Below are 18754 nucleotides of genomic sequence, written 5' to 3'. Positions count from 1 at the left end.
AGTAGTACGTGCCAGCCGCGCACAGCGTTTCCGAGCTTCCCGATACGACGTCGGGCTCGGCCGACACCCCCTTGGTCACCGACCCCAAGGTGACCAGAAGGGCCGTGGGCGCCGCGGCCATCGGAAACGTCACCGAGTGGTTCGACTTCGGTGTCTTCGCCAATCTGACCCCGGTCCTCACCGCGGTGTTCTTCACCGGCGCGAGCCCGGCCGTCGGCACGATCGGAACCCTCGGCCTGTTCGCGGTCGCCTTCCTCGTGCGCACGCTCGGCGGCATGTTCTTCGGCCCGCTCGGCGACCGCATCGGCCGCACCAAGGTGCTGTCGATCACGGTCATCATGATGGCGATCGGCACGTTCGTCATCGCGTTCATCCCCGGCTACGAGACATGGGGCCCGGCCGCTCCGCTGCTGATGCTGCTGGCCCGCCTGGTGCAGGGATTCTCGACGGGCGGCGAGTACGGCGGCGCGATGACGTTCATCGCCGAGTACGCGCCCGACAAGAAGCGCGGATTCCTCGGCAGCTGGCTGGAGTTCGGCACGCTGACCGGCTACCTCCTCGGCGGCGTCGCGGGGCTCGTCATCCAGCTGCCGGGTGTCATGTCGCACGAGGACCTGCTGTCCTGGGGCTGGCGCATCCCGTTCCTGATCTCCGGGCCGATCGGCATCATCGGGCTCTATCTGCGCCTCAAGCTGGAGGACACCCCCGCGTTCAGGGCCGCCGTGGCCGAGCAGCAGGGCCGCGAGGGCAACCAGACGCTCAAGGAGATCCGCCGGGTCTTCACCGACCACTGGCGGCCCATGCTGATCTGCATGGGTCTGGTGCTCGTCTTCAACGTCACCAACTACATGCTCACGACCTACATGCTGGAGTACATCGACACGTTCGCCCCCTCGGTGAGCACGACGTGGGCGCAGCTCCTGGAGATCTCGGTCCTCGCGGTCGGCATGCTGCTCATCACCTTCGTCGGCCGCCTCTCCGACCGCGTCGGGCGCAAGCCGGTGCTGTACGTCGGCTGCGGCATGCTGATCGTGCTGGGCGTGCCCTCCGTGCTCCTCATCCAGCAGGACACGCTGCTGTCGGTCTTCGCCGGTCTGGTGCTGATGTCGCTGATGCTGCTCTGCTTCAACAGCACGATCCCGTCGACGCTTCCGGCGCTGTTCCCGACGGCGATCCGGTACGGCGGCCTGTCGATCGCGTTCAACCTCTCCGTCTCGCTGTTCGGCGGCACGACCGCGGTCGTGAACGCGCTCCTGGTCGAGGCCACCGGAGACATCAACGTGCCGGGCTACTACCTGATGGCGGCGGGCGCGATCGGCGCCGTGGCCGCGTACTTCGCGGCGGAGTCCGCGGGGCGTCCCCTGCCGGGCTCGCCGCCGGCGGTCGAGGCGCGACCGGCGAAGGCGCGGGCCTGACGGCCCGAAGCCGTGCGGGTACTGGGGGCGTACGGATCATGTCGCGGGGCCGTCACAGCGGGACGGTTCCGCGCTCCGGCGTGCCTACGGTGTCGGCGCAGTGGACAGCGATCCCCCCACGGATTGGACAGCAGTGACTCGCCACACCACCACCCGCCGCCGCCTGTTGGGCGCCTCCGGCGCCGCCCTCCTCACCGCGGCGTGCTCGCCGTCGGCCGACACCGCGTCCACCGGCGCGAAGGGTTCCGCGTCGCCGTCGGAGCCGGTCGAGGGCAGGGCCGCCGCCGGGGGCGAGGCGTCCGGCAGTGCGCCCGACGGCGCGCTCGGCGTGAACTTCAACGAGGACCCCTCCGAGCTGACCTCGTCGCAGCTGACCGCGCTCACGGCCACCTGGGTGCGTGGCTTCGTCCCCGTGACACCCGCCGAGGTGGGCTCGGGGGACGTGACACGGCAGCGCGCGATCGCCGCCCTGCTGGACGCGGGCGAGCAGGGGCGCAGCACGATCCTTTCGCTGAAGTTCCCCGAGCCGGGCACCGACGCCATGAAGCGTCAACTGACTCGCGTGGAAAGGGTGTTGGACGCCGTTCTCGGCAAGGTGGACATCCTCACGATCGGCAACGAGCCCTTCCTGGAGACCCGGGAGAAGGCGAAGCTGAACGTCTTCTACGAGGCCCTGGCCCGGCACGTCGTCGAGTACCGCGCGGCGCGCGGCGGGGCCGGTGCGAAGACCCGCCTCTACATGGGGGCCCTCAACAACCTCGACTCCCAGGAGGGGCGCACGCCCGCGACCGAGCGGTGGCTGCGTTTCGTCCACCGGACACCCGAGATCGACGGCGTCGACATCCATCCGCACGTGCCGTCCCTCAAGGCGGCCGACCGGTTCGTCGACTACGTGCTGCCGCACCTGCGGGCGGACCAGAAGTTCCTCGTCACCGAGTTCTCGCTCGTGCAGCTCTGGAAGCAGCACATGGGCGACAAGGTGGCCGCCGCGTTCGCCGGCCGTTACGACGACGTCGATCCGGCCTGGCAGGTGTGGCAGGTCGTCCAGGACGCGATCCGGCACCCCTTCCCCCAGGAGAAGTGGGACGCGTTCGTCGCCGCCGCACCGTGGCTCCACGACAACCGGACGTATCTGACCGATCAGGTGGCCAGGTTCCGGGAGACGGGCAGACTGGCGGTGGCGACGTACGCGGGCGTGCAGATCGAGTCGATGGCCACGGACTGGGGGCCCACCAAGGTGCCGTGGATCCTCAACCCGGTGTACGCGAACCGGACCGTCGCGCGGCACGCCGACGGCACGACCGGGCGCAACGTCTGGTTCGAGCAGTTCAAGGCGTTGCAGAAGACGGCCTGACGCGGACGGGCCGCGGCAGCGGGCGCGCACGGATCCGTCGACTACAGCAATCGTCGTACGGCCCCGGCCCCCGATCCCAGGGTTTTCCCCGTGGCCCAGGGGCCCGTCCGGGTCCATCGTGGAGACACGAAAGCACACGGGGGCTTTCGACACGGGGGAACCGACGGGGGACAGCGGGGAACCCACGGGGGATACGGGGGACGGGGGTGCCCGAAGCGGGCACCCCCGCTGTACGCGCGGCTCAGGGGTGGGCCGAGGCGCTGAGCAGGCGCACCAGTTGGGCGCGCCGGTGGACCCCTTCGAGTTTCCGGTAGATGTTGCCGAGGTGGAACTCGACCGTCTTGACACTGAGGAAGAGCTCTTCCGCCACTTCGTGGTTGGTGACACCGCGGCCCACCGCGAGGGCGACGCGCAGCTCCTGCGGGGTCAGCCCGTCGAGCGGCGTCGGCCCGGCGTCCACCCTGTCCCCGCCGGCCGCGTGGAGTTCGGCGGCGGCGCGGGCCGACCAGAGACTCGCGCCGAGGCGTTCGAAGGTGATCTGGGCGCGTTGCAGGCGGCGCCGGGCCTCGCTGCGGCGGCCGAGGCGGCGCAGCAGCTCCCCGCAGGCGAAGTCGGTGCGGGCACGCTCGAACGGGGCCTGGACGTCGCCCAGTTCGGACAGCGCTCGGTCCATATGGCGTTCGACGTAGGCGGGTTCGAGCATGCCGCGGCAGCGGGCGGCCGCGGCCGCCGTGATGGGGCGCCTGCCGCGGCGCGCCTCGTGCTCCAGGATCCGCAGCACCTCGTACGCCTCGTCGGTGCGGTGCAGGTGGACGTAGGCCTCGGCGAGGTCGGCGGCCCAGGAGAGGTAGAGGCCCTCGCCGCGGCCGTTGGCGAGGGAGAAGGCGCGCACCTCCTCCAGGTGGGCCGCCGCTTCCTCGTAGTGGCCGAGGCCGAGTTCGAGGAGGCCGAGGGCGCCGCGCGCGCGGGCCGCGTCCATGGGGAGTTCGGCGGCGGCCGCGAGGGAGCGGCACTGCGCCTCGTGGCCGCGGCAGTCCGCCTCCCTGCCCAGGACCGCCTCGGTGCGGGCCTGCGCCGCCAGCGCCCGGCACACCTCGATGACGCGGCCGGTGTCCTCGCCGAGGCGGACGGATTCGTCGGCGTGCGCGAGCGAGGCCGTCCACTCGCCGCGCCAGAACTCGACGACGGAGAGCGTGCCGAGGAGGTGGGCGAGGAGGCCGACCGTGCTGGAGGAGCGGGCGGCGTGCACGGCGCGGTCGAGCAGGGCGTGCCCCTCGTCGAGTTCCTCGGTCGCGAGGTAGCACAGGCCGCCGACGCCGGAGACCGGGTACGGGAACGACAAGTCCGGTACGGACAAGGGCTTTTCGAGCTCGTGGAGCAGGGCGCGGCCGTCCTCCGCGTCGCCGCCCAGCAGCTCGACGAGGGCGTGCAGGAGGCGTACGGGGAACGCCGCCGACCCGTCGCCGAAGGCGTCGGCGATCTGCATCGACTCGGCGGAGGTGGCACGCGCCGCCGTCAGGTCGCCGATGGCGAGTTCGGTGAGGGTGATGCCGCCGAGCATGACGGCGGCGAGGCCGGGGTCGACGCGGCGGGCCTCGTCCACGGCGGAGCGCAGCTGTTCGCGGGCGCGGGCCGGGCGGCCCCGCTGGATGTCCACGTAGCAGCGCATTTGGCGCAGGTCCAGGCGGGTGCGGGCGTGCGCGGCGTGACCGAGGGCGCGGTCGAGGAGGTCGGCGGCCTCGTCGAGGGAGCCGGCGGCCTGGGCGGCGCGGGCCGCGGCGAGGAGGCGGCGGGCCTTGCCCTCGTCGTCGGGGGTGAAGCGGGCGGCGTGGGCGTACAGGCGGGCGGCGAGCGGGAAGGTGAGGCTGGCGGGGCCGCCGGACGCCGCCTTCTCCAGGGAGGCCGCGACCTGTTCGTCGGGGTCGGCGCCCGATTCGGAGAGGTGCCAGGCGTAGCGCTCCAGCGCGGTGGGGGCCTGCGCGCCCCGCAGTGCCTGGGCGACGGTGCGGTGGGCGCGCCAGCGGCGGACGGCCGTCGCGCCGTGGTAGACGCCGGAGCGGACCAGCGGGTGGCGGAAGACGTATGCGCCTTCCTCGACGGCCATCAGGCCCGTGCGCTCGGCCGGTTCGAGGTCGGCGTACGTCAACCCGTGGGCGCGCAGCACGCGTTCGGTGCCGGCGAGGGGGCGGGGGCCGAGGACCGCGAGGAGCAGCATGGCGTCGCGGGTCCGGTCCGGGAGGCGGGTGATGGCGCTGTGGAAGGTGCGGGCGAGGATGTCGCCGATGGGCAGCGGGGCGCCGCTGTCGGGGCGGTGGCCGCCGTGGGCGAGCAGGGCGGGGAGTTCGACGAGGGCGAGGGGGTTGCCGCGGGCCTCGGCGAGGAGCCATTGCACGTCGTGCGGGGAGAGGGGTTCGTCGGCGACGAGTTCGCGGGCCGCCCCGGCGTCGAGGCCGCGCAGGGTGAGGGATTCCACCGGGGCGAGGCGGGAGGCGGCCTCGTCGGTGTCGCGGGTAGCGAAGAGGGCGACGACGCCCTCGCGGCCGAGGCGGCGGGTCGCGAAGGCGAGGGCGTCGAGGGAGTACGGGTCCAGCCACTGCGCGTCGTCGACGACGACCAGGACCGGGCCGTTCTCGCTGATCGCGCCCAGCAGGCTGAGCGTGCCCGCCGCCACCGCGAAACGGTCCTGGGCGACGGCGGGGCCGAGGGCGAGGGCGCCGGTGAGGGCGGCGGCCTGGCGTTCGGGGATGCGGGGCAGGTGGTCGGTGACCGGGCGGAAGAGGTCGGCGAGTCCCACGTACGGGAGTTGGGACTCGGACTCGATGCCCTGGGTGCGCAGGCGGGTGAGGTCGCGGGCGACGGATTCGGCGTAGGCGAGCAGGCTGGTCTTGCCCATGCCTGCTTCGCCGCGCACGACGAGCGCGGCGCTGTGTCCGGTGCGTGCGGCGTCCATCAGGTCCGCCAGGCGCGTGCATTCCGCGGTACGGCCCACCAGCATGCGGGTAGGGTAACTCGCGGTCACGGTGTGGCGGGAGCCGTCAACTGGCCGTTGATGAACGTGAGTTGGATGGTGCGCCGGGCCGCCTCCTGCGCCGCGGGGCTCCGCCCCGGACCCCGCTCCTCAAACGCCGGAGGGGCTGAAAATGCCTCAGGCGCCGGTGAGGCTCGAAAGGGCGCGATCGCCGGAGGGTTAAAGGGTCGCCTCCGTGAGTGGGGCGCCTGTGCGGAACTGGGTGCGGTAGAGCTCGGCGTAGCGGCCGTCTTGGGCGAGGAGTTCGTCGTGGGTGCCGCGTTCCGCCACGCGGCCGTCCTCCACCACCAGGATCTGGTCGGCGGACCGTACGGTCGACAGGCGGTGGGCGATGACGACGGCGGTGCGGCCCTCCAGCGCCTCGGCGAGCGCCTCCTGCACGGCCGCCTCCGAGGTGTTGTCGAGGTGGGCGGTGGCCTCGTCGAGGATGACCACGCGCTGGCGGGCCAGGAGCAGCCGGGCGATGGTCATCCGCTGCCGCTCCCCGCCGGACAGGCGGTAGCCGCGCTCGCCGACGACCGTGTCGAGACCGTCGGGCAGGTCGCGGACCAGCGCGTCGAGCCGGGCCCGGCGCAGTACGTCCCACAACTCGTCCTCGTCCGCCTCGGGCCGGGCCAGGAGCAGGTTCGCGCGGACCGTGTCGTGGAAGAGGTGCCCGTCCTGCGTCACCATGCCGAGCGTGGCCCGCAGCGACTCCGCGCTGGCGTCGCGCACGTCGAGGCCCCCGATGCGTACGGCCCCGCCGTCGGTGTCGTAGAGCCGCGGCAGCAGCCCGGCGATCGTGGACTTGCCCGCGCCCGACGAGCCCACCAGCGCCACCGTCTGCCCGGGTTCCGCGCGGAAGGAGATGCCGTGCAGGACCTCCGCGCCGCCCCGTGTGTCGAGCGACGCGACCTCCTCCAGGGAGGCCAGCGACACCTTGTCCGCGGCCGGGTAGCCGAACCGGACGTCGTCGAACTCGACGGCCACCGGGCCCTCGGGGACGGCGCGCGCGTCGGGCTTCTCGTCGATGAGCGGTTTCAGGTCGAGCACCTCGAAGACCCGCTCGAAGCTGACGAGCGCGCTCATGACCTCGACGCGGGCACCGGCGAGCGAGGTGAGCGGCGCGTACAGGCGGGTGAGGAGGAGGGCCAGGGAGACCACCTCGCCCGCCTCCAGGGTGCCGGTCAGCGCGAAGTAGCCGCCCAGGCCGTAGACGAGCGCGAGCGCCAGGGCCGAGACCAGGGTGAGCGCGGTGATGAACGCCGACTGGGCCATGGCGGTGCGGACGCCGATGTCGCGCACGCGGCGGGCGCGCTCCGCGAACTGGGCCGACTCCTCGCCGGGCCGGCCGAACAGCTTGATGAGCGTGGCGCCGGGCGCGGAGAACCGCTCGGTCATCCGCGTGCCCATCGCGGCGTTGTGCGCGGCGGCCTCCCGCTGGAGGCGGGCCATGCGGGAGCCCATGCGGCGGGCGGGGAGCACGAAGACCGGCAGGAGCACCAGCGCCAGCAGGGTGATCTGCCAGGACAGCGTGAGCATCACGGCGAGCGTCAGGATCAGCGTCACCACGTTCCCGACGACGCCCGACAGCGTGTTGCTGAAGGCGCGCTGCGCGCCGATGACGTCATTGTTGAGGCGGCTGACCAGCGCCCCCGTCCGCGTCCTGGTGAAGAACGCGACGGGCATGCGCTGGACGTGGTCGAAGACGGCCGTGCGCAGGTCGAGGATGAGGCTCTCGCCGAGGTTCGCGGAGAGCCAGCGGGCCAGCAGCCCGAGCCCCGCCTCCGCGAGGGCGATGGCGGCGATGAGCAGGGCGAGGCGGACGACGTGGCTCTCCTCGTCGCCGCCCACGATGGCGTCGACGACGTCGCCCGCGAGCATCGGCGTCGCGACGGCGAGCAGCGCGGTCAGGATGCTGAGGAACACGAACTGGGCGATGCGGCGGCGGTGCGGACGGGCGAATTCGGCGATCCTCCGAAGGGTCTCGCGGGCGAAGGGGCGGCCCTTCGGGCCACCGTTCTGGGCGTTCATGACGCTGTGCAGCTGCGTCCAGGCTGTGGTCTCCATGCTCATGCCGCCGACAGTAGGACCTCAACCAATCTTGAGGTCAAGAGTCGGCACCACGGAGGGAATCGGACGTGCTCCGACACCCCGGTCGCACCTCTTGACCCTCGCGTAACCGGAACGTAACTTCGCTTCAATTGTTGCGCCCACCACACAAGTTGTGGGCCCCGTACGATCGGGAAGCGAAGGCATGCCGGAGCTGCGCAGACGAACCCTGCTGTCCGCCATCGGTGTCACCGCGGCCGCGAGCGCGGCCACCACCAGCCACACCGCCACCGCACACGCCACGACGACGGCCCCGCACAAGGGCGACGAGGCGAAGGTCCAGCGCCTCCTCGCGCGTATGACTCTCGAAGAGAAGCTGGGCCAGCTCCAGCAGCTCCCCTGGTCCTACGACCTCAATCCCGGCTCGGGCACGACGAAGGCCGTCGAGGACGCGGCGCGCGCCGGACGGGTCGGTTCCGTCTTCAGCATCTTCGGCGCGAAGACCACCAACGCGCTGCAACGCCTCGCCGTCGAGGAGTCCCGGCTCGGCATCCCGCTGCTGCTGGGCCTCGACGTCATCCACGGCTTCTGGACCAACTTCCCGATCCCGCTCGCCCAGGCCGCCAGCTTCGACCCGGACGTGGCCCGCTCGGACGCCGAGGTCTCCGCGAAGGAGGCCCGCTCCAACGGCGTGCACTGGACGTTCGCGCCGATGATGGACGTCACGCACGAACCGCGCTGGGGTCGCATCGCCGAGGGCAACGGCGAAGACCCGTACCTGACGGCGCAGTTGGCGGCGGCCAAGGTGAGGGGCTACCAGGGTTCCGGCTACGGCACCAAGGACACCCTCGCGGCGTGCGCGAAGCACTTCGTGGCGTACGGCGGGGCGGAGGGCGGCCGCGACTACAACACGGTCGACGTGTCCGAGTCGCGCCTGCGCAATCTCTATCTCCCGCCGTTCAAGGCGGCGTTGGACGCGGGCGTCGCCACCGTGATGGCCTCCTTCAACACCATCAGCGGCGTCCCGGCGCACGGCAATCCGCACACCCTCACCGACATCCTGAAGAAGGAGTGGGGCTTCGAGGGCCTGGTCGTCAGCGACTACACGGGCGTGCAGGAGCTGATCGCGCACGGGTTCGCCGAGGACGGCGCGGACGCGGCCCGGCTCGCGCTCAACGCGGGCGTCGACATGGAGATGACCAGCACCAACCTCCTCACCAACGGCAAGAAACTGGTGCGCGCCAAAAAGATCGAGGAGCGGCGGATCGACGACGCGGTGGCACGCGTGCTCCGCCTCAAGTACGCACTCGGCCTCTTCGACGACCCGTACGTCGACGAGTCCCGGGCCATCGACGCGCCCACGGCCGAGGCCCGCGAGGCGGCGCGGGCGGCGGCGGCCCGCTCGATGGTGCTGCTGAAGAACGAACGGGACACGCTCCCCCTGAAGAAGTCCGTCGCGTCCGTCGCCGTCGTCGGTCCGTTCGGCGATTCGTCGGACCTGCTCGGTACCTGGGTGGTGCCCGCGTCGGCCGAGAAGTTCCCCGCGGTGAAGGTGCTCGACGCCGTGCGGAAGGCGGCGCCCGGCGCCGAGGTCGCCTACGCGCGCGGCGTCGACCCGGAGGGCGAGGACACCGGCGGCATCGCGGACGCGGTGGCCGCCGCGCAGGCCGCCGACGTCACCGTCGTGGTCGTCGGCGAACCGCCCTCGATGAGCGGGGAGGCCGCGGCCCGCAGCGACATCTCGCTCCCGGGCGCGCAGGAGAAGCTGATCGCGGCCGTCGCGGAGACCGGAAAGCCGTTCGTGGTGGTCCTGGTGGGCGGCCGGCCGTTCACCGTCGGGGACTGGCTGGACAGCGCGCCGGCCGTCCTGGAGGCCTGGCACCCGGGCATCGAGGCGGGCCACGCGATCGCGGACGTCCTGTTCGGGACCGTGAACCCGGGCGGCAAGCTGCCGGTGTCGTTCCCGCGGACGACCGGCCAGATCCCGATCCACTACAACCACGAGTCGACGGGCCGCCCGTACGACAAGGACAACAAGTACACGTCGAAGTACCTCGACCTGCCGCCGACCCCGCAGTTCCCGTTCGGCTTCGGGCTGAGCTACACGACGTTCGCGTTCTCCGCACCGAAGCTGAGCCGTTCGTCGGTCACGGCGGCCGCCCTGCGCAAGGGCGACACCCTGGAGGTCTCGGTCGAGGTCCGCAACACCGGCTCCCGCCGCGGTGACGAGGTCGCGCAGCTGTACGTGCGCGATGTGGCGGCCTCCCTCACCCAACCGGTGCGCAGACTGCGGGGGTTCAAGCGGGTCACGCTCGACGCGGGGGCCTCGACGACCGTCCGGTTCCGGCTCGGCGCGGAGGACCTCGGCTTCTGGACGAACGACCCCAAGGGCGAATTCCGGCTGGAGGAAGGCACGTTCGAGCTGTACGTGGGCGACAGCTCGACGGCGGATGCCAAGCTGAAGCTGACTGTCGGTTAGCCGAGAGGAGCCGCTGATGCCGTCCCCCGTCCGCGTGGAACGCGAAGGTCCGGTCACCACGGTCGTCCTCGACCGCCCCGAGGCCCGCAACGCGGTGGACGGCCCGACGGCCGCGCGACTGGCCGACGCCTTCCGGGCGTTCGAGGCGGACGACGCGGCGCGGGTCGCGGTGCTGTGGGGCGAGGGCGGCACGTTCTGCGCGGGCGCCGACCTCAAGGCGATCGGCACGGAGCGCGGGAACCGGGTGGCGCATGACGGGGACGGGCCGATGGGCCCGACCCGGCTGCGCCTGACGAAACCCGTGATCGCGGCGGTCTCCGGGCACGCCGTGGCGGGCGGTCTCGAAATCGCCCTCTGGTGCGATCTGCGGGTCGTGGAGGAGGACGCGGTGTTCGGTGTCTTCTGCCGCCGCTGGGGCGTGCCGCTCATCGACGGCGGCACTGTCCGCCTCCCCCGCCTCATCGGCGAGAGCCGGGCCGCGGACCTGATCCTGACCGGCCGCCCGGTGCCCGCGCGGGAGGCCTACGACATCGGCCTCGCCAACCGCCTCGTCCCGCCCGGTCGCGCCCGCGCGGAGGCGGAGGCGCTGGCCGCCGGGATCGCCGGGTTCCCGCAGGACTGCCTGCGCAGCGACCGCGCGTCCCTGCGCCGGCAGCACGGCGCCGACGAGGAGACGGCGATGCGCGCCGAACTCCGCCACGGAATGGGCGTGTTGGGCGGAGCGGTCGAGGGCGCGGGACGGTTCGCGGCGGGGGCCGGGCGGCACGGGGCGTTCGGGGAATCGGGCGGCGCGGACGCCTGAGTTGGGGCAGGATGCTCGGACGTACGCACGATCACGGCAGTCCGTACCGGCGAACCATCGACACCGTCAGGGGAGTTGCAGCACCTATGCCGTCCACGCCCGAGAGTTCCCCCACCCCGGCCTCCGCCCCGCCCTCGCCCCGCATCGACACCAGCAGGCCGCACCCGGCGCGGGTCTACGACTGGTACCTCGGCGGCAAGGACAACTACCCGGTGGACGAGGAGCTCGGCCGGCAGATCACCACGCTGGAGCCGACGGCCAAGTACGCGGCGCGGCACAACCGTTGGTTCATGCACCGCGCGACACGCATGCTCGCGGCGCGCGGCGGCGTGACCCAGTTCCTCGACGTCGGCACCGGCATTCCGACCGAGCCGAACCTGCACCGGATCGCGCAGCTCGCGGTGCCCGAGGCGAAGGTCGTGTACGTCGACAACGACCCCATCGTGCTCCGGCACGCGGAGGCGCTGCTGCGCGGCACCCCGGAAGGCGTCACGCGATACGTCCAGGCCGACGCCCGGGAACCGGCGAGGATCGTCGAACTGGCGCGGGAGATCCTGGACTTCGAGCGCCCGATCGCGGTGTCGCTGATCGCGCTGCTGCACTTCGTCCCGGACGAGCAGGGCGCGTACGACATCGTGCGCACTTTCGTGGACGCGCTCCCCTCGGGCAGCCATCTGGTGCTGTCGCACGTGGCCTCGGACTACGACCCGTCGCGCACACAGCAGGCGATCGACATGTACGCGGCCGGCGGGGTCACGCTGGCGCCGCGGTCGCGCGAGGAGATGACGAAGTTCTTCACGGGGGCCGGGCTCGAACTCGTGGACCCGGGTGTGGTGTGGCTTCCCGACTGGCACCCGGAGTTGGCGGTCGACGAGGACCGGGACGGTTCGCCGGTGCCGATGTACGGGGCGGTGGGCCGCAAGAACTGAAGGAGCACGGAAGGCCGAAGTGACGCACGGGGCCGGGTCACTTGAGAGGGACAGCAGTCTTCCCACGGATACGCATGACGAAACTCACACATGGCGATGACCACGTGACGGACCGCAGCGAATAGGCGTGCGTATCCCCTACTCTTTTTCACATGTCCGCCATCCCAGCCCCACGCACCGTACGGTCCGCCGATGTGGTCAACGAGCAGATTCGTGACCTGTGGGCACGCACGGGTGGGCATCTGAGCGCCGAGGACCGGGCCGAGTACGAGACCCTGGTCACCGAGTGGGCGTCCGCGATCGGCGGAGGGGTCGCGCAGCGCGCATGACCCCCTCCGCACGGTCACCCCGCGCGGTCAGGACTGCGGACGGGATCCGTGGTTCGCGGCGTGCTTACGGCGCGCCTTCTTCTTGCGACGACGCTTCGAGGACATGACACCTCCCGGGGCGAAACAGCACATTTCACCCACTGACGATTCCACGGGCCGCGCGCACCCGCGAGCCGAGCCGCTCCGGCGATCACTCCGGATGCACGCCGCGCCGAGCCCTCCTAGCGTGGGAGCCGTTCCCCCCGGCTCAACCACGCAAGGAGCAGTGATGGGCGACAGCAGCGCCATGGACAAGGCCAAGGGCAAGGCCAAGGAGATGGTCGGCAAGGTCACCGGCGACGACCGGAAACAGGCCGAGGGCCAGGCCGACCAGGCCCGCGGCAAGGCCAAGGAAGGCGTCGAGCGCGTCCGCGACAAGGCCGAGGGCGTACGGGACTCCCTGCGCGACGACGACGCGTAGCCGGTCCCCCGCCCCCTGCGTGCGCCCTCCCGCTGACCGGCGGGAGGGCGCTCGCGTGCGCTACTCCGGCGGCGTCGGCGTGTCCTCGCTGCGGTACATCGCCTGGACGTCCATCTCCAGCTTGACCGTGGGACCGACGACCGCGATGCCCTTGGCGAGCATGGTCCGCCAGTTCAGCGTGTAGTCCTCGCGGTGCAGCTCCGCCGTGGCGAGGGCCGCGCAGCGCAGTTCCTCGGCGTAGCCGCCGTTGACGACGCCGAGGTAGCCGGTGTCGAGCTCGACGGTGCGGCTCACGCCGTGCATCGTGAGGGCGCCCTGGAGGGTCCACTTCGAGCCACCACGGTAGATGAAGCGGTCGGAGGAGAAGTGGATGTAGGGGTAGCGCTCGACGTCGAGGAAGTCGGCCGACCGCAGGTGGTTGTCGCGGGTGTTGTTGCCCGTGGTGATCGAGGCGGCCTCGATCCGGACCTCCACCCGCGAGTCCGCCATGTCGGGCGCGATCTGGATGCCGCCCTCGAAACGCGTGAAGCGCCCGTGGACGTGGGCCATGCCGACGTGCTTGGCGATGAAGCGGATCGCGGTGTGCGGCGGGTCGAACAGCCAGGTGCCGGGCTGCGGCAGCTCGGGCGAGCGGCCCACGTGCAGCTGGATGCCGGTGAGCGGCAGCGTCTCGCCCGCGACGACGTCCACCGTCTGCTGGAACGGCTGGAGGCCCTCGGCGGCGATCAGCACGCTGTAGCGGCCGGGCTCCAGGGTGACGAAGACCAGGCCGAAGGGGTCGGTCGTCGCCTTCGCGGACACCCGCCCGGTGTCCGAGTGCGTCAGGGTGACCTCGGCGCCCGCCATGGGCTGGCCGAACGGGTCGGTCACCTCACAGTGCACACCGCCCGCACCCTGCGGCATGGAGTGGACGGGCCCGGCTCCCCGCCCAGCGGAACCGGCCCGCTTCCGGCGGAACAATGCGAGGGGCATGATGGGCCTTTCTTGTGCATCCGAACGAGCGTGCACACTTTGCCATGCTCCGTGCCCGCCCAAATGGGGCGGAGGGCCGTATTCCGGCAGGCGTGAACCCGTCATTTCACAGGATCCACACCTACCGGCGTGGTCCGCTTCCTCGACTTCAGCCCTCTCCCCACCTCCCCCCGCATACGTTCACGTGTTCTCCGTAAAGCGTTGACGGCAGCGGAAGCGCTCTGGCAAGGTCACGAACCCGGCGTCACCCCCCTCAGTGGGACCCGAGGAGATCCCCCGCCCGATGAAGTCAAGGCCCTCCCCCGCCCGCAGGACCGCCCCGCGCGGACCCGCCCTGCGACGCTTCGCCGACCTCTACTGGGGCCGGGAACCGGTGGTCGTCAGCGACACACCGGCACTCGGCATCGGGACGGCCGACGCCCACGCGCTCCTCCTCGCCGCCGCCGCGGACCCGGCCCCCGCGCCGCTCCGCCTCGCCACCGCCGACGGTGTGCTGCGCGAGCCGGGGCGACTGCTGCCGGGACCGGCCGACCGGGACCTCGCCGGGTACGTCGGGCGCCTCGCCACCGCGCCGCAACTCGACGGGGACGGCTGGCTGTTGACCGTCGACGAGCCGCTGCGCCGGGACTTCGCGCTGTGGTCCCGCGTACGGGACATGCTGGCCGGGCTGTGGCGCCACGTCGGCTGGCCCGCGGTCCCGGTGTCGGCAGAGCTGGCCGTCGGGGACCGGCACCACGCCCTCGCCGAGTCCGGCGACCCGGACGCCGCGTCCCTCACCTGGGTGCTCGACGGCGAACTGACCGTCCGCGTGCGCCCAGAGCACACCGGCACCGAGTACGAACTCCGGGCCCGCGCGGGCGACCTGGTGCACTGGCCCGCCGGGAGCCGGCACCTCGACCACCGCGCCGGGCCGTGCACGACGCTCCGGCTGAGCGTGCCCGCCCGCGCGGCCACGGCCGTGCCGGTGGTGACGGAGGCCGTGTGCGCGCTCGCGCGCGGACACCGCGCGCCCGGGGAGCTCGCGGCCGCCCTCCCCCACCCGCTGCCCGCGCGGGCCGACGGCCGGGTCACCCTGCCCGAGCGGCTCAAGGACTCCGCCCGCCTGCTGACGGACACGCTCGCGGCACCGGAGGTCGAGCGGGCCCTCGTCGCCCGCTGGGCCGGGTTGCGCTCCGCCGCGGGCCTGAAGCCGGCGCCCGAACCGCGCCCCGCCGTGCCCCTCACCTCGCGGCACCGATTACAACGCGTCGCCGAGATCATCCGCGTCGCCGACGGGCCGGACGACGCGCTGTGGTCGGCCAACGGTCATGTCTGGGTGGCGCCCGGCCGCTCCGCCGACCACGTCCTCGCCCACCTGCGCACGGCGCGCCGCGGCACCACCGTCGCCGATCTGGCCCGCGCGTCCGGGCACTCCGAAGGCTCTCCCCGACTCCAGGCGCTGCTGCGCGAGTTGTGCCGCTCCCGAGCCGTCACCGTCACACCCCCGTCACCGGAGCCGCGTCCGTGACCACCCGCACCGTCACCCCCATCGACATCCTGGGGCCGCTCGACCGGACCGTCGACTGGCGGCGCCTCGCACGCGAGCACTGGGACCGCCGCCCCGTCCTGCTCCGCCCGGCCCGCGGCTCCGGGCCCGGCCGCGCCGCCGCCCCGTTCGACGCCCACGAGGTCTTCGAAGGTGCCGTCGCCGCCGCGCAGCACGGCGCGCCGGGCGCCGGCGAGCGGGTGAGCCTCGCCGTGGGGCCGCGGCGCCTCACGGACCCCGGCGATCTGCTGCCCCGGTCGGAGGACGGCTCGTTCGGAGACTACGACCGCAGGCTGGCGGAGCAGTTGGGCGGCGACTCCCCCTTCGCCCTGGTCGTGCGGGAACTGCACGCGGGGCACCACCCGCTGTGGGCCAGGGAGCGGGCGTTCCTCGCGGGGTTGTGGGACGAGGTGGGGCAGCCCCTGGCGGCTCTCGGCACGACGCTCTGCCACGGCACGGCCGTACCGCCCAGGACGGCGCCGTCCCTGCGGGCAGCAACGTTCCTCTACACGCTGCACGGCCGCCTCCGGATCCACCTCACCGGCCCCGGGAACCGGCACTGGGAGGCCGCCGTCGTCCCCGGCGACCTGCTGTACTGGCCCGCAGGACACCACCACACGGCGCGCCCGCCGGGCCCACCCGGGGCGCCCGCCACGACCGTGCACATCACGGTGCCGCGCGCATCCCCCCACGGCCTCGGCCCGGTGCGTCGCGGCGACGACTGGGGGCCCGCCGACGTCCTCGTTCCGGCCACCGATCCGCCGGACGACCTCCCCGGCACGCTGCCGCCCGTCCTCGCCGCGGCCCTCGACCACCTGCGGCAGGAGGCCCGCCCCACACTGCTGCACCGGCGCCTGACCCGCGAGGTGCTGGAGCACGCCACGGACGGCGGTCTGCGTCCGGTGCCGCCGCCCACGCGCCCCGGCTACTTCACCGACGACGACGCGGTGCGGGCCACCGAGCGGGTGCTGTGGGCGCAGGCCGGCCGACACCTGCTGGTGGCGGCGTGCGGCCATGTCACGCGCACCGATCTGACGGCCCGCGAACTGTCCGTCCTGGTCGGCCGGTTGAACGGCGGCGAACCGCTGCCGGTGGGGGAACTGGCGCCGCCCGCCCGCCGGTTGCTGGCCCGGCTCGCCGGTTTCCGCGCGGTGGAGCGGCTGTGACGGCTGCCGCGCGGCGCCGGAGCACCCGCGTCCGTACGCCCGACCGGCTGTCCGGTTTCTGACGCCGCGTACGTCACAACGCGTCCCCACCCTCTGCACAGTTCGAACACGTACGGCAGGATGGCTCAGTGCGTTCCGACCGGGTTGCCGGTCGGCGCGCCGCTTTCCGGCCCCGAACGAGCAGGTTCCACGTGACGAAACATCACATATCCGCCCCGACAGCACCGTTCAGCTCCCGCGAGGGAGGCGTCCGATGAGCCGCGCCGTCGAGCTGCACGACCTGATCCTCGCCGGTGTCGCCCTCTTCGGCGGGCTGCTGGCCGGGCTGCTGCTGCGCACCCTGCTGCGCTGGCTGGGCGTGCGCGCCGGGCAGACACGGTGGTCCGGGGACGACGTGATCGTCGACGCGCTGCGCACGCTGGTGCCGTGGGCCGCCGTCGCGGCGGGCGCCGCGGTGGCCGCCGAGGTGCTGCCGCTGACCCCGCGCACGGGCCGGAACGTGAACATGGCGCTCACGGCGCTGCTCATCGTCGTCGCGACGACGACCGCGGCGCGGGTCGTCACCGGGCTCGTCCGGACGGTCGCGCAGTCGCGCGCGGCGGTGGCGGGGTCCGCGACCATCTTCGTGAACATCACGCGGGTCGTGGTGCTCGCGATGGGCTTCCTGGTCGTCCTCCAGACCCTCGGCATCTCCATCGCGCCGCTGCTCACCGCGCTGGGCGTCGGTGGTCTCGCCGTCGCGCTCGCCCTCCAGGACACCCTCGCCAACCTCTTCGCGGGCGTGCACATCCTCGCCTCGAAGACGATCCAGCCCGGTGACTACATCCGGCTCAGCAGCGGTGAGGAGGGCTATGTCGTCGACATCAACTGGCGCAACACGGTGGTGCGCTCGCTCTCCAACAACCTCGTCATCATTCCGAACACGCAGCTGTCCGGTACGAACATGACCAACTTCAGCCGCCCGGAACAGGAGATGACGCTGACCGTGCTCGCCGGGGTCGGCTACGACGTCGACCTGGAGGACGTGGAGCGGGTGACGGTCGAGGTCGTCACCGAGGTCATGAAGGACGTCGAGGGCGCGGTCCCCGAGCACGAGCCGCTCGTGCGGTTCCACACCTTCGGCGACTCCCGGATCAGCTTCAACGTGATCCTGGGCGTGGGCGAGTTCAGCGACCAGTACCGGATCAAGCACGAGTTCATCAAGCGGCTGCACGCCCGCTTCCGCACCGAGGGCATCCGGATCCCGTCGCCCGCGCGCACGGTGGCGCTGACGGCGAACAGCACGTCCGTCCTCATCCCGCACCAGCGCGAGGCGGCGCAGGACGTGCACCCGGCACCGGTCACCCCGCCCGTGTGACGTGCGCCCCGGTCAGGCGCGGGCGGCGTCGGTGACGACGTCGCCGATGACACGGGTGGCCGTGCGCGCCATGAACGGGTTCGACTCCCGGTAGTACGCCAGCTCGTGGGCGGCGACGGTCAGGGCCCAGCCACGGCCGCGCGACCACGTGTCGTCGTCGCTGCCCACGGCCTCCCGGAAGACCTGCCGCTCCGGCTCGGCCAGCACGTACCAGGCCACGATGAGGTCGACGGCCGGGTCGCCCGTGCCCAGGCAGCCGAAGTCGATGACCGCGCCGAGCCGTCCGTCGGACAGCAGCAGGTTGCCGGGCTGGAGGTCCCCGTGCAGCCATCCGACGCGGTCCGCGCCGGGGATGTCCACGGCCTCGTCCCACACCGCGAGGGCCGCCGCCGCGTCGACCTCCGCGCACAGCCCCGCGATCACCTCGCGGGTCCCCGCGGCGCGTTCGGCGAGCGGGCGGCCCCGGTACGCCTCCGGGGCGCCGGTGGTGTCGATCGCGCGCATCGCCGTGACGAACGCCGCGAGGTCCCCGGCCAGCTCCGCCGGCCGCTCCAGCCGTCCCACGGCCGGGATCTCCCCGGAAAGCCAGCGGTGCACCGCCCACGGCCAGGGGAACCCGTGCCCCGGCTCCCCCTCGGCGACCGGCTCCGGCACGGGCACCGGCAGCCGGTCCGCGAGATACGGCAGCCACCGGCGGACCCCGGCCAGTTCGGGCACGGCCCCGGCCAGCCGGGGCAGCCGGACCACCCACTCCTCGCCGAGCCGGTACAGGACGTTCTGCGTGCCGTGCGAGTCGACGTACTTCAGGGGCAGTCCCGCCCACTGCGGGAACTGTGCGTCGACCAGCGCGCGGACGAGGCCCTCGTCGATGTCCGGCTCGTCCTGGTGCAGCTTGCGTACGCCCATG

The 18754-nt window shown here is 72.7% G+C and carries 14 protein-coding genes; 10 read left to right on the top strand and 4 right to left on the bottom strand.

All coding sequences use genetic code 11. The features are described 5' to 3' along the window. The first annotated feature begins 8 nt into the window (after window positions 1-8). Together ACYBSK_RS15685 and ACYBSK_RS15680 are read left to right on the top strand one after the other, a co-directional pair. Window positions 9-1415, top strand: coding sequence for an MFS transporter (locus ACYBSK_RS15685; RefSeq protein ID WP_460246514.1), 1407 nt, complete (start codon window positions 9-11; stop codon window positions 1413-1415). Between the two features lie 133 nt (window positions 1416-1548). Next, entirely contained in the window at window positions 1549-2769 is a 1221-nt protein-coding gene (locus ACYBSK_RS15680; RefSeq protein WP_460246513.1) for a hypothetical protein, read from the top strand. A gap of 241 nt (window positions 2770-3010) precedes the next feature. Here ACYBSK_RS15680 and ACYBSK_RS15675 read toward each other — a convergent pair whose 3' ends face one another. Both ACYBSK_RS15675 and ACYBSK_RS15670 read right to left on the bottom strand, forming a co-directional pair. Further along, window positions 3011-5764: a helix-turn-helix transcriptional regulator gene (locus ACYBSK_RS15675; RefSeq protein WP_460246512.1), complete on the bottom strand. Its 2754-nt coding sequence runs from the start codon at window positions 5762-5764 to the stop codon at window positions 3011-3013. A 192-nt stretch (window positions 5765-5956) separates the two neighbouring features. Next, entirely contained in the window at window positions 5957-7852 is a 1896-nt protein-coding gene (locus ACYBSK_RS15670; RefSeq protein WP_460246511.1) for an ABC transporter ATP-binding protein, read from the bottom strand. A 181-nt stretch (window positions 7853-8033) separates the two neighbouring features. Between ACYBSK_RS15670 and ACYBSK_RS15665 the strand changes: the two genes are divergently transcribed. The 5 genes from ACYBSK_RS15665 (at window position 8034) to ACYBSK_RS15645 (ending at window position 12827) form a co-directional block, all read left to right on the top strand. Then, window positions 8034-10307, top strand: coding sequence for a glycoside hydrolase family 3 N-terminal domain-containing protein (locus tag ACYBSK_RS15665; protein ID WP_460246510.1), 2274 nt, complete (start codon window positions 8034-8036; stop codon window positions 10305-10307). 16 nt (window positions 10308-10323) lie between these two features. Beyond that, window positions 10324-11109 (top strand): crotonase/enoyl-CoA hydratase family protein, encoded by a 786-nt coding sequence (locus ACYBSK_RS15660; RefSeq protein ID WP_460246509.1) that lies wholly within the window; start codon window positions 10324-10326, stop codon window positions 11107-11109. An 86-nt stretch (window positions 11110-11195) separates the two neighbouring features. Beyond that, window positions 11196-12038 carry an SAM-dependent methyltransferase gene (locus tag ACYBSK_RS15655; protein ID WP_457477691.1) on the top strand — a complete coding sequence of 281 codons (843 nt, stop codon included), beginning with the start codon at window positions 11196-11198 and terminating at the stop codon, window positions 12036-12038. 152 nt (window positions 12039-12190) lie between these two features. Continuing rightward, window positions 12191-12367, top strand: a complete 177-nt coding sequence (locus tag ACYBSK_RS15650; protein ID WP_457477690.1) for a hypothetical protein — start codon at window positions 12191-12193, stop codon at window positions 12365-12367. Window positions 12368-12635: 268 nt separating this feature from the next. Then, on the top strand, window positions 12636-12827 hold the full coding sequence (locus tag ACYBSK_RS15645; RefSeq protein WP_457477689.1) for a CsbD family protein: 192 nt from the start codon (window positions 12636-12638) through the stop codon (window positions 12825-12827). Between the two features lie 60 nt (window positions 12828-12887). Here ACYBSK_RS15645 and ACYBSK_RS15640 read toward each other — a convergent pair whose 3' ends face one another. Then, window positions 12888-13799 carry a YceI family protein gene (locus ACYBSK_RS15640; RefSeq protein ID WP_457477688.1) on the bottom strand — a complete coding sequence of 304 codons (912 nt, stop codon included), beginning with the start codon at window positions 13797-13799 and terminating at the stop codon, window positions 12888-12890. Window positions 13800-14082: 283 nt separating this feature from the next. Here ACYBSK_RS15640 and ACYBSK_RS15635 point away from each other — a divergent pair, with 283 nt between their 5' ends. The 3 genes from ACYBSK_RS15635 (at window position 14083) to ACYBSK_RS15625 (ending at window position 17847) form a co-directional block, all read left to right on the top strand. Beyond that, complete coding sequence (locus ACYBSK_RS15635) at window positions 14083-15306, top strand: hypothetical protein (protein ID WP_460246508.1); 1224 nt, start codon at window positions 14083-14085, stop codon at window positions 15304-15306. After that, window positions 15303-16490, top strand: a complete 1188-nt coding sequence (locus ACYBSK_RS15630; RefSeq protein WP_460246507.1) for a hypothetical protein — start codon at window positions 15303-15305, stop codon at window positions 16488-16490. Before ACYBSK_RS15635 ends, ACYBSK_RS15630 begins: the two co-directional genes overlap by 4 nt. 253 nt (window positions 16491-16743) lie before the next feature. After that, on the top strand, window positions 16744-17847 hold the full coding sequence (locus tag ACYBSK_RS15625) for a mechanosensitive ion channel family protein (RefSeq protein ID WP_457477685.1): 1104 nt from the start codon (window positions 16744-16746) through the stop codon (window positions 17845-17847). A 12-nt stretch (window positions 17848-17859) separates the two neighbouring features. Here ACYBSK_RS15625 and ACYBSK_RS15620 read toward each other — a convergent pair whose 3' ends face one another. Then, complete coding sequence (locus tag ACYBSK_RS15620) at window positions 17860-18753, bottom strand: aminoglycoside phosphotransferase family protein (RefSeq protein ID WP_460246506.1); 894 nt, start codon at window positions 18751-18753, stop codon at window positions 17860-17862. Window position 18754: the final 1 nt, after the last annotated feature.

This window comes from Streptomyces sp. BYX5S (genome assembly GCF_054724165.1).
The sequence above is the reverse complement of the archived record's forward strand: the minus strand, read 5'-3'. Positions and strand labels throughout refer to the sequence as shown.

Excerpts from the sequence above, each read along its gene's own strand:
- ACYBSK_RS15665 (WP_460246510.1), top strand. The coding sequence starts at position 8,034 with ATGCCGGAGCTGCGCAGACGAACCCTGCTGTCCGCCATCGGTGTCACC.
- ACYBSK_RS15670 (WP_460246511.1), bottom strand. The coding sequence starts at position 7,852 with ATGAGCATGGAGACCACAGCCTGGACGCAGCTGCACAGCGTCATGAAC.
- ACYBSK_RS15645 (WP_457477689.1), top strand. The coding sequence starts at position 12,636 with ATGGGCGACAGCAGCGCCATGGACAAGGCCAAGGGCAAGGCCAAGGAG.
- ACYBSK_RS15650 (WP_457477690.1), top strand. The coding sequence starts at position 12,191 with ATGTCCGCCATCCCAGCCCCACGCACCGTACGGTCCGCCGATGTGGTC.
- ACYBSK_RS15655 (WP_457477691.1), top strand. The coding sequence starts at position 11,196 with ATGCCGTCCACGCCCGAGAGTTCCCCCACCCCGGCCTCCGCCCCGCCC.
- ACYBSK_RS15635 (WP_460246508.1), top strand. The coding sequence starts at position 14,083 with ATGAAGTCAAGGCCCTCCCCCGCCCGCAGGACCGCCCCGCGCGGACCC.
- ACYBSK_RS15640 (WP_457477688.1), bottom strand. The coding sequence starts at position 13,799 with ATGCCCCTCGCATTGTTCCGCCGGAAGCGGGCCGGTTCCGCTGGGCGG.
- ACYBSK_RS15620 (WP_460246506.1), bottom strand. The coding sequence starts at position 18,753 with ATGGGCGTACGCAAGCTGCACCAGGACGAGCCGGACATCGACGAGGGC.
- ACYBSK_RS15660 (WP_460246509.1), top strand. The coding sequence starts at position 10,324 with ATGCCGTCCCCCGTCCGCGTGGAACGCGAAGGTCCGGTCACCACGGTC.
- ACYBSK_RS15675 (WP_460246512.1), bottom strand. The coding sequence starts at position 5,764 with ATGCTGGTGGGCCGTACCGCGGAATGCACGCGCCTGGCGGACCTGATG.
- ACYBSK_RS15625 (WP_457477685.1), top strand. The coding sequence starts at position 16,744 with ATGAGCCGCGCCGTCGAGCTGCACGACCTGATCCTCGCCGGTGTCGCC.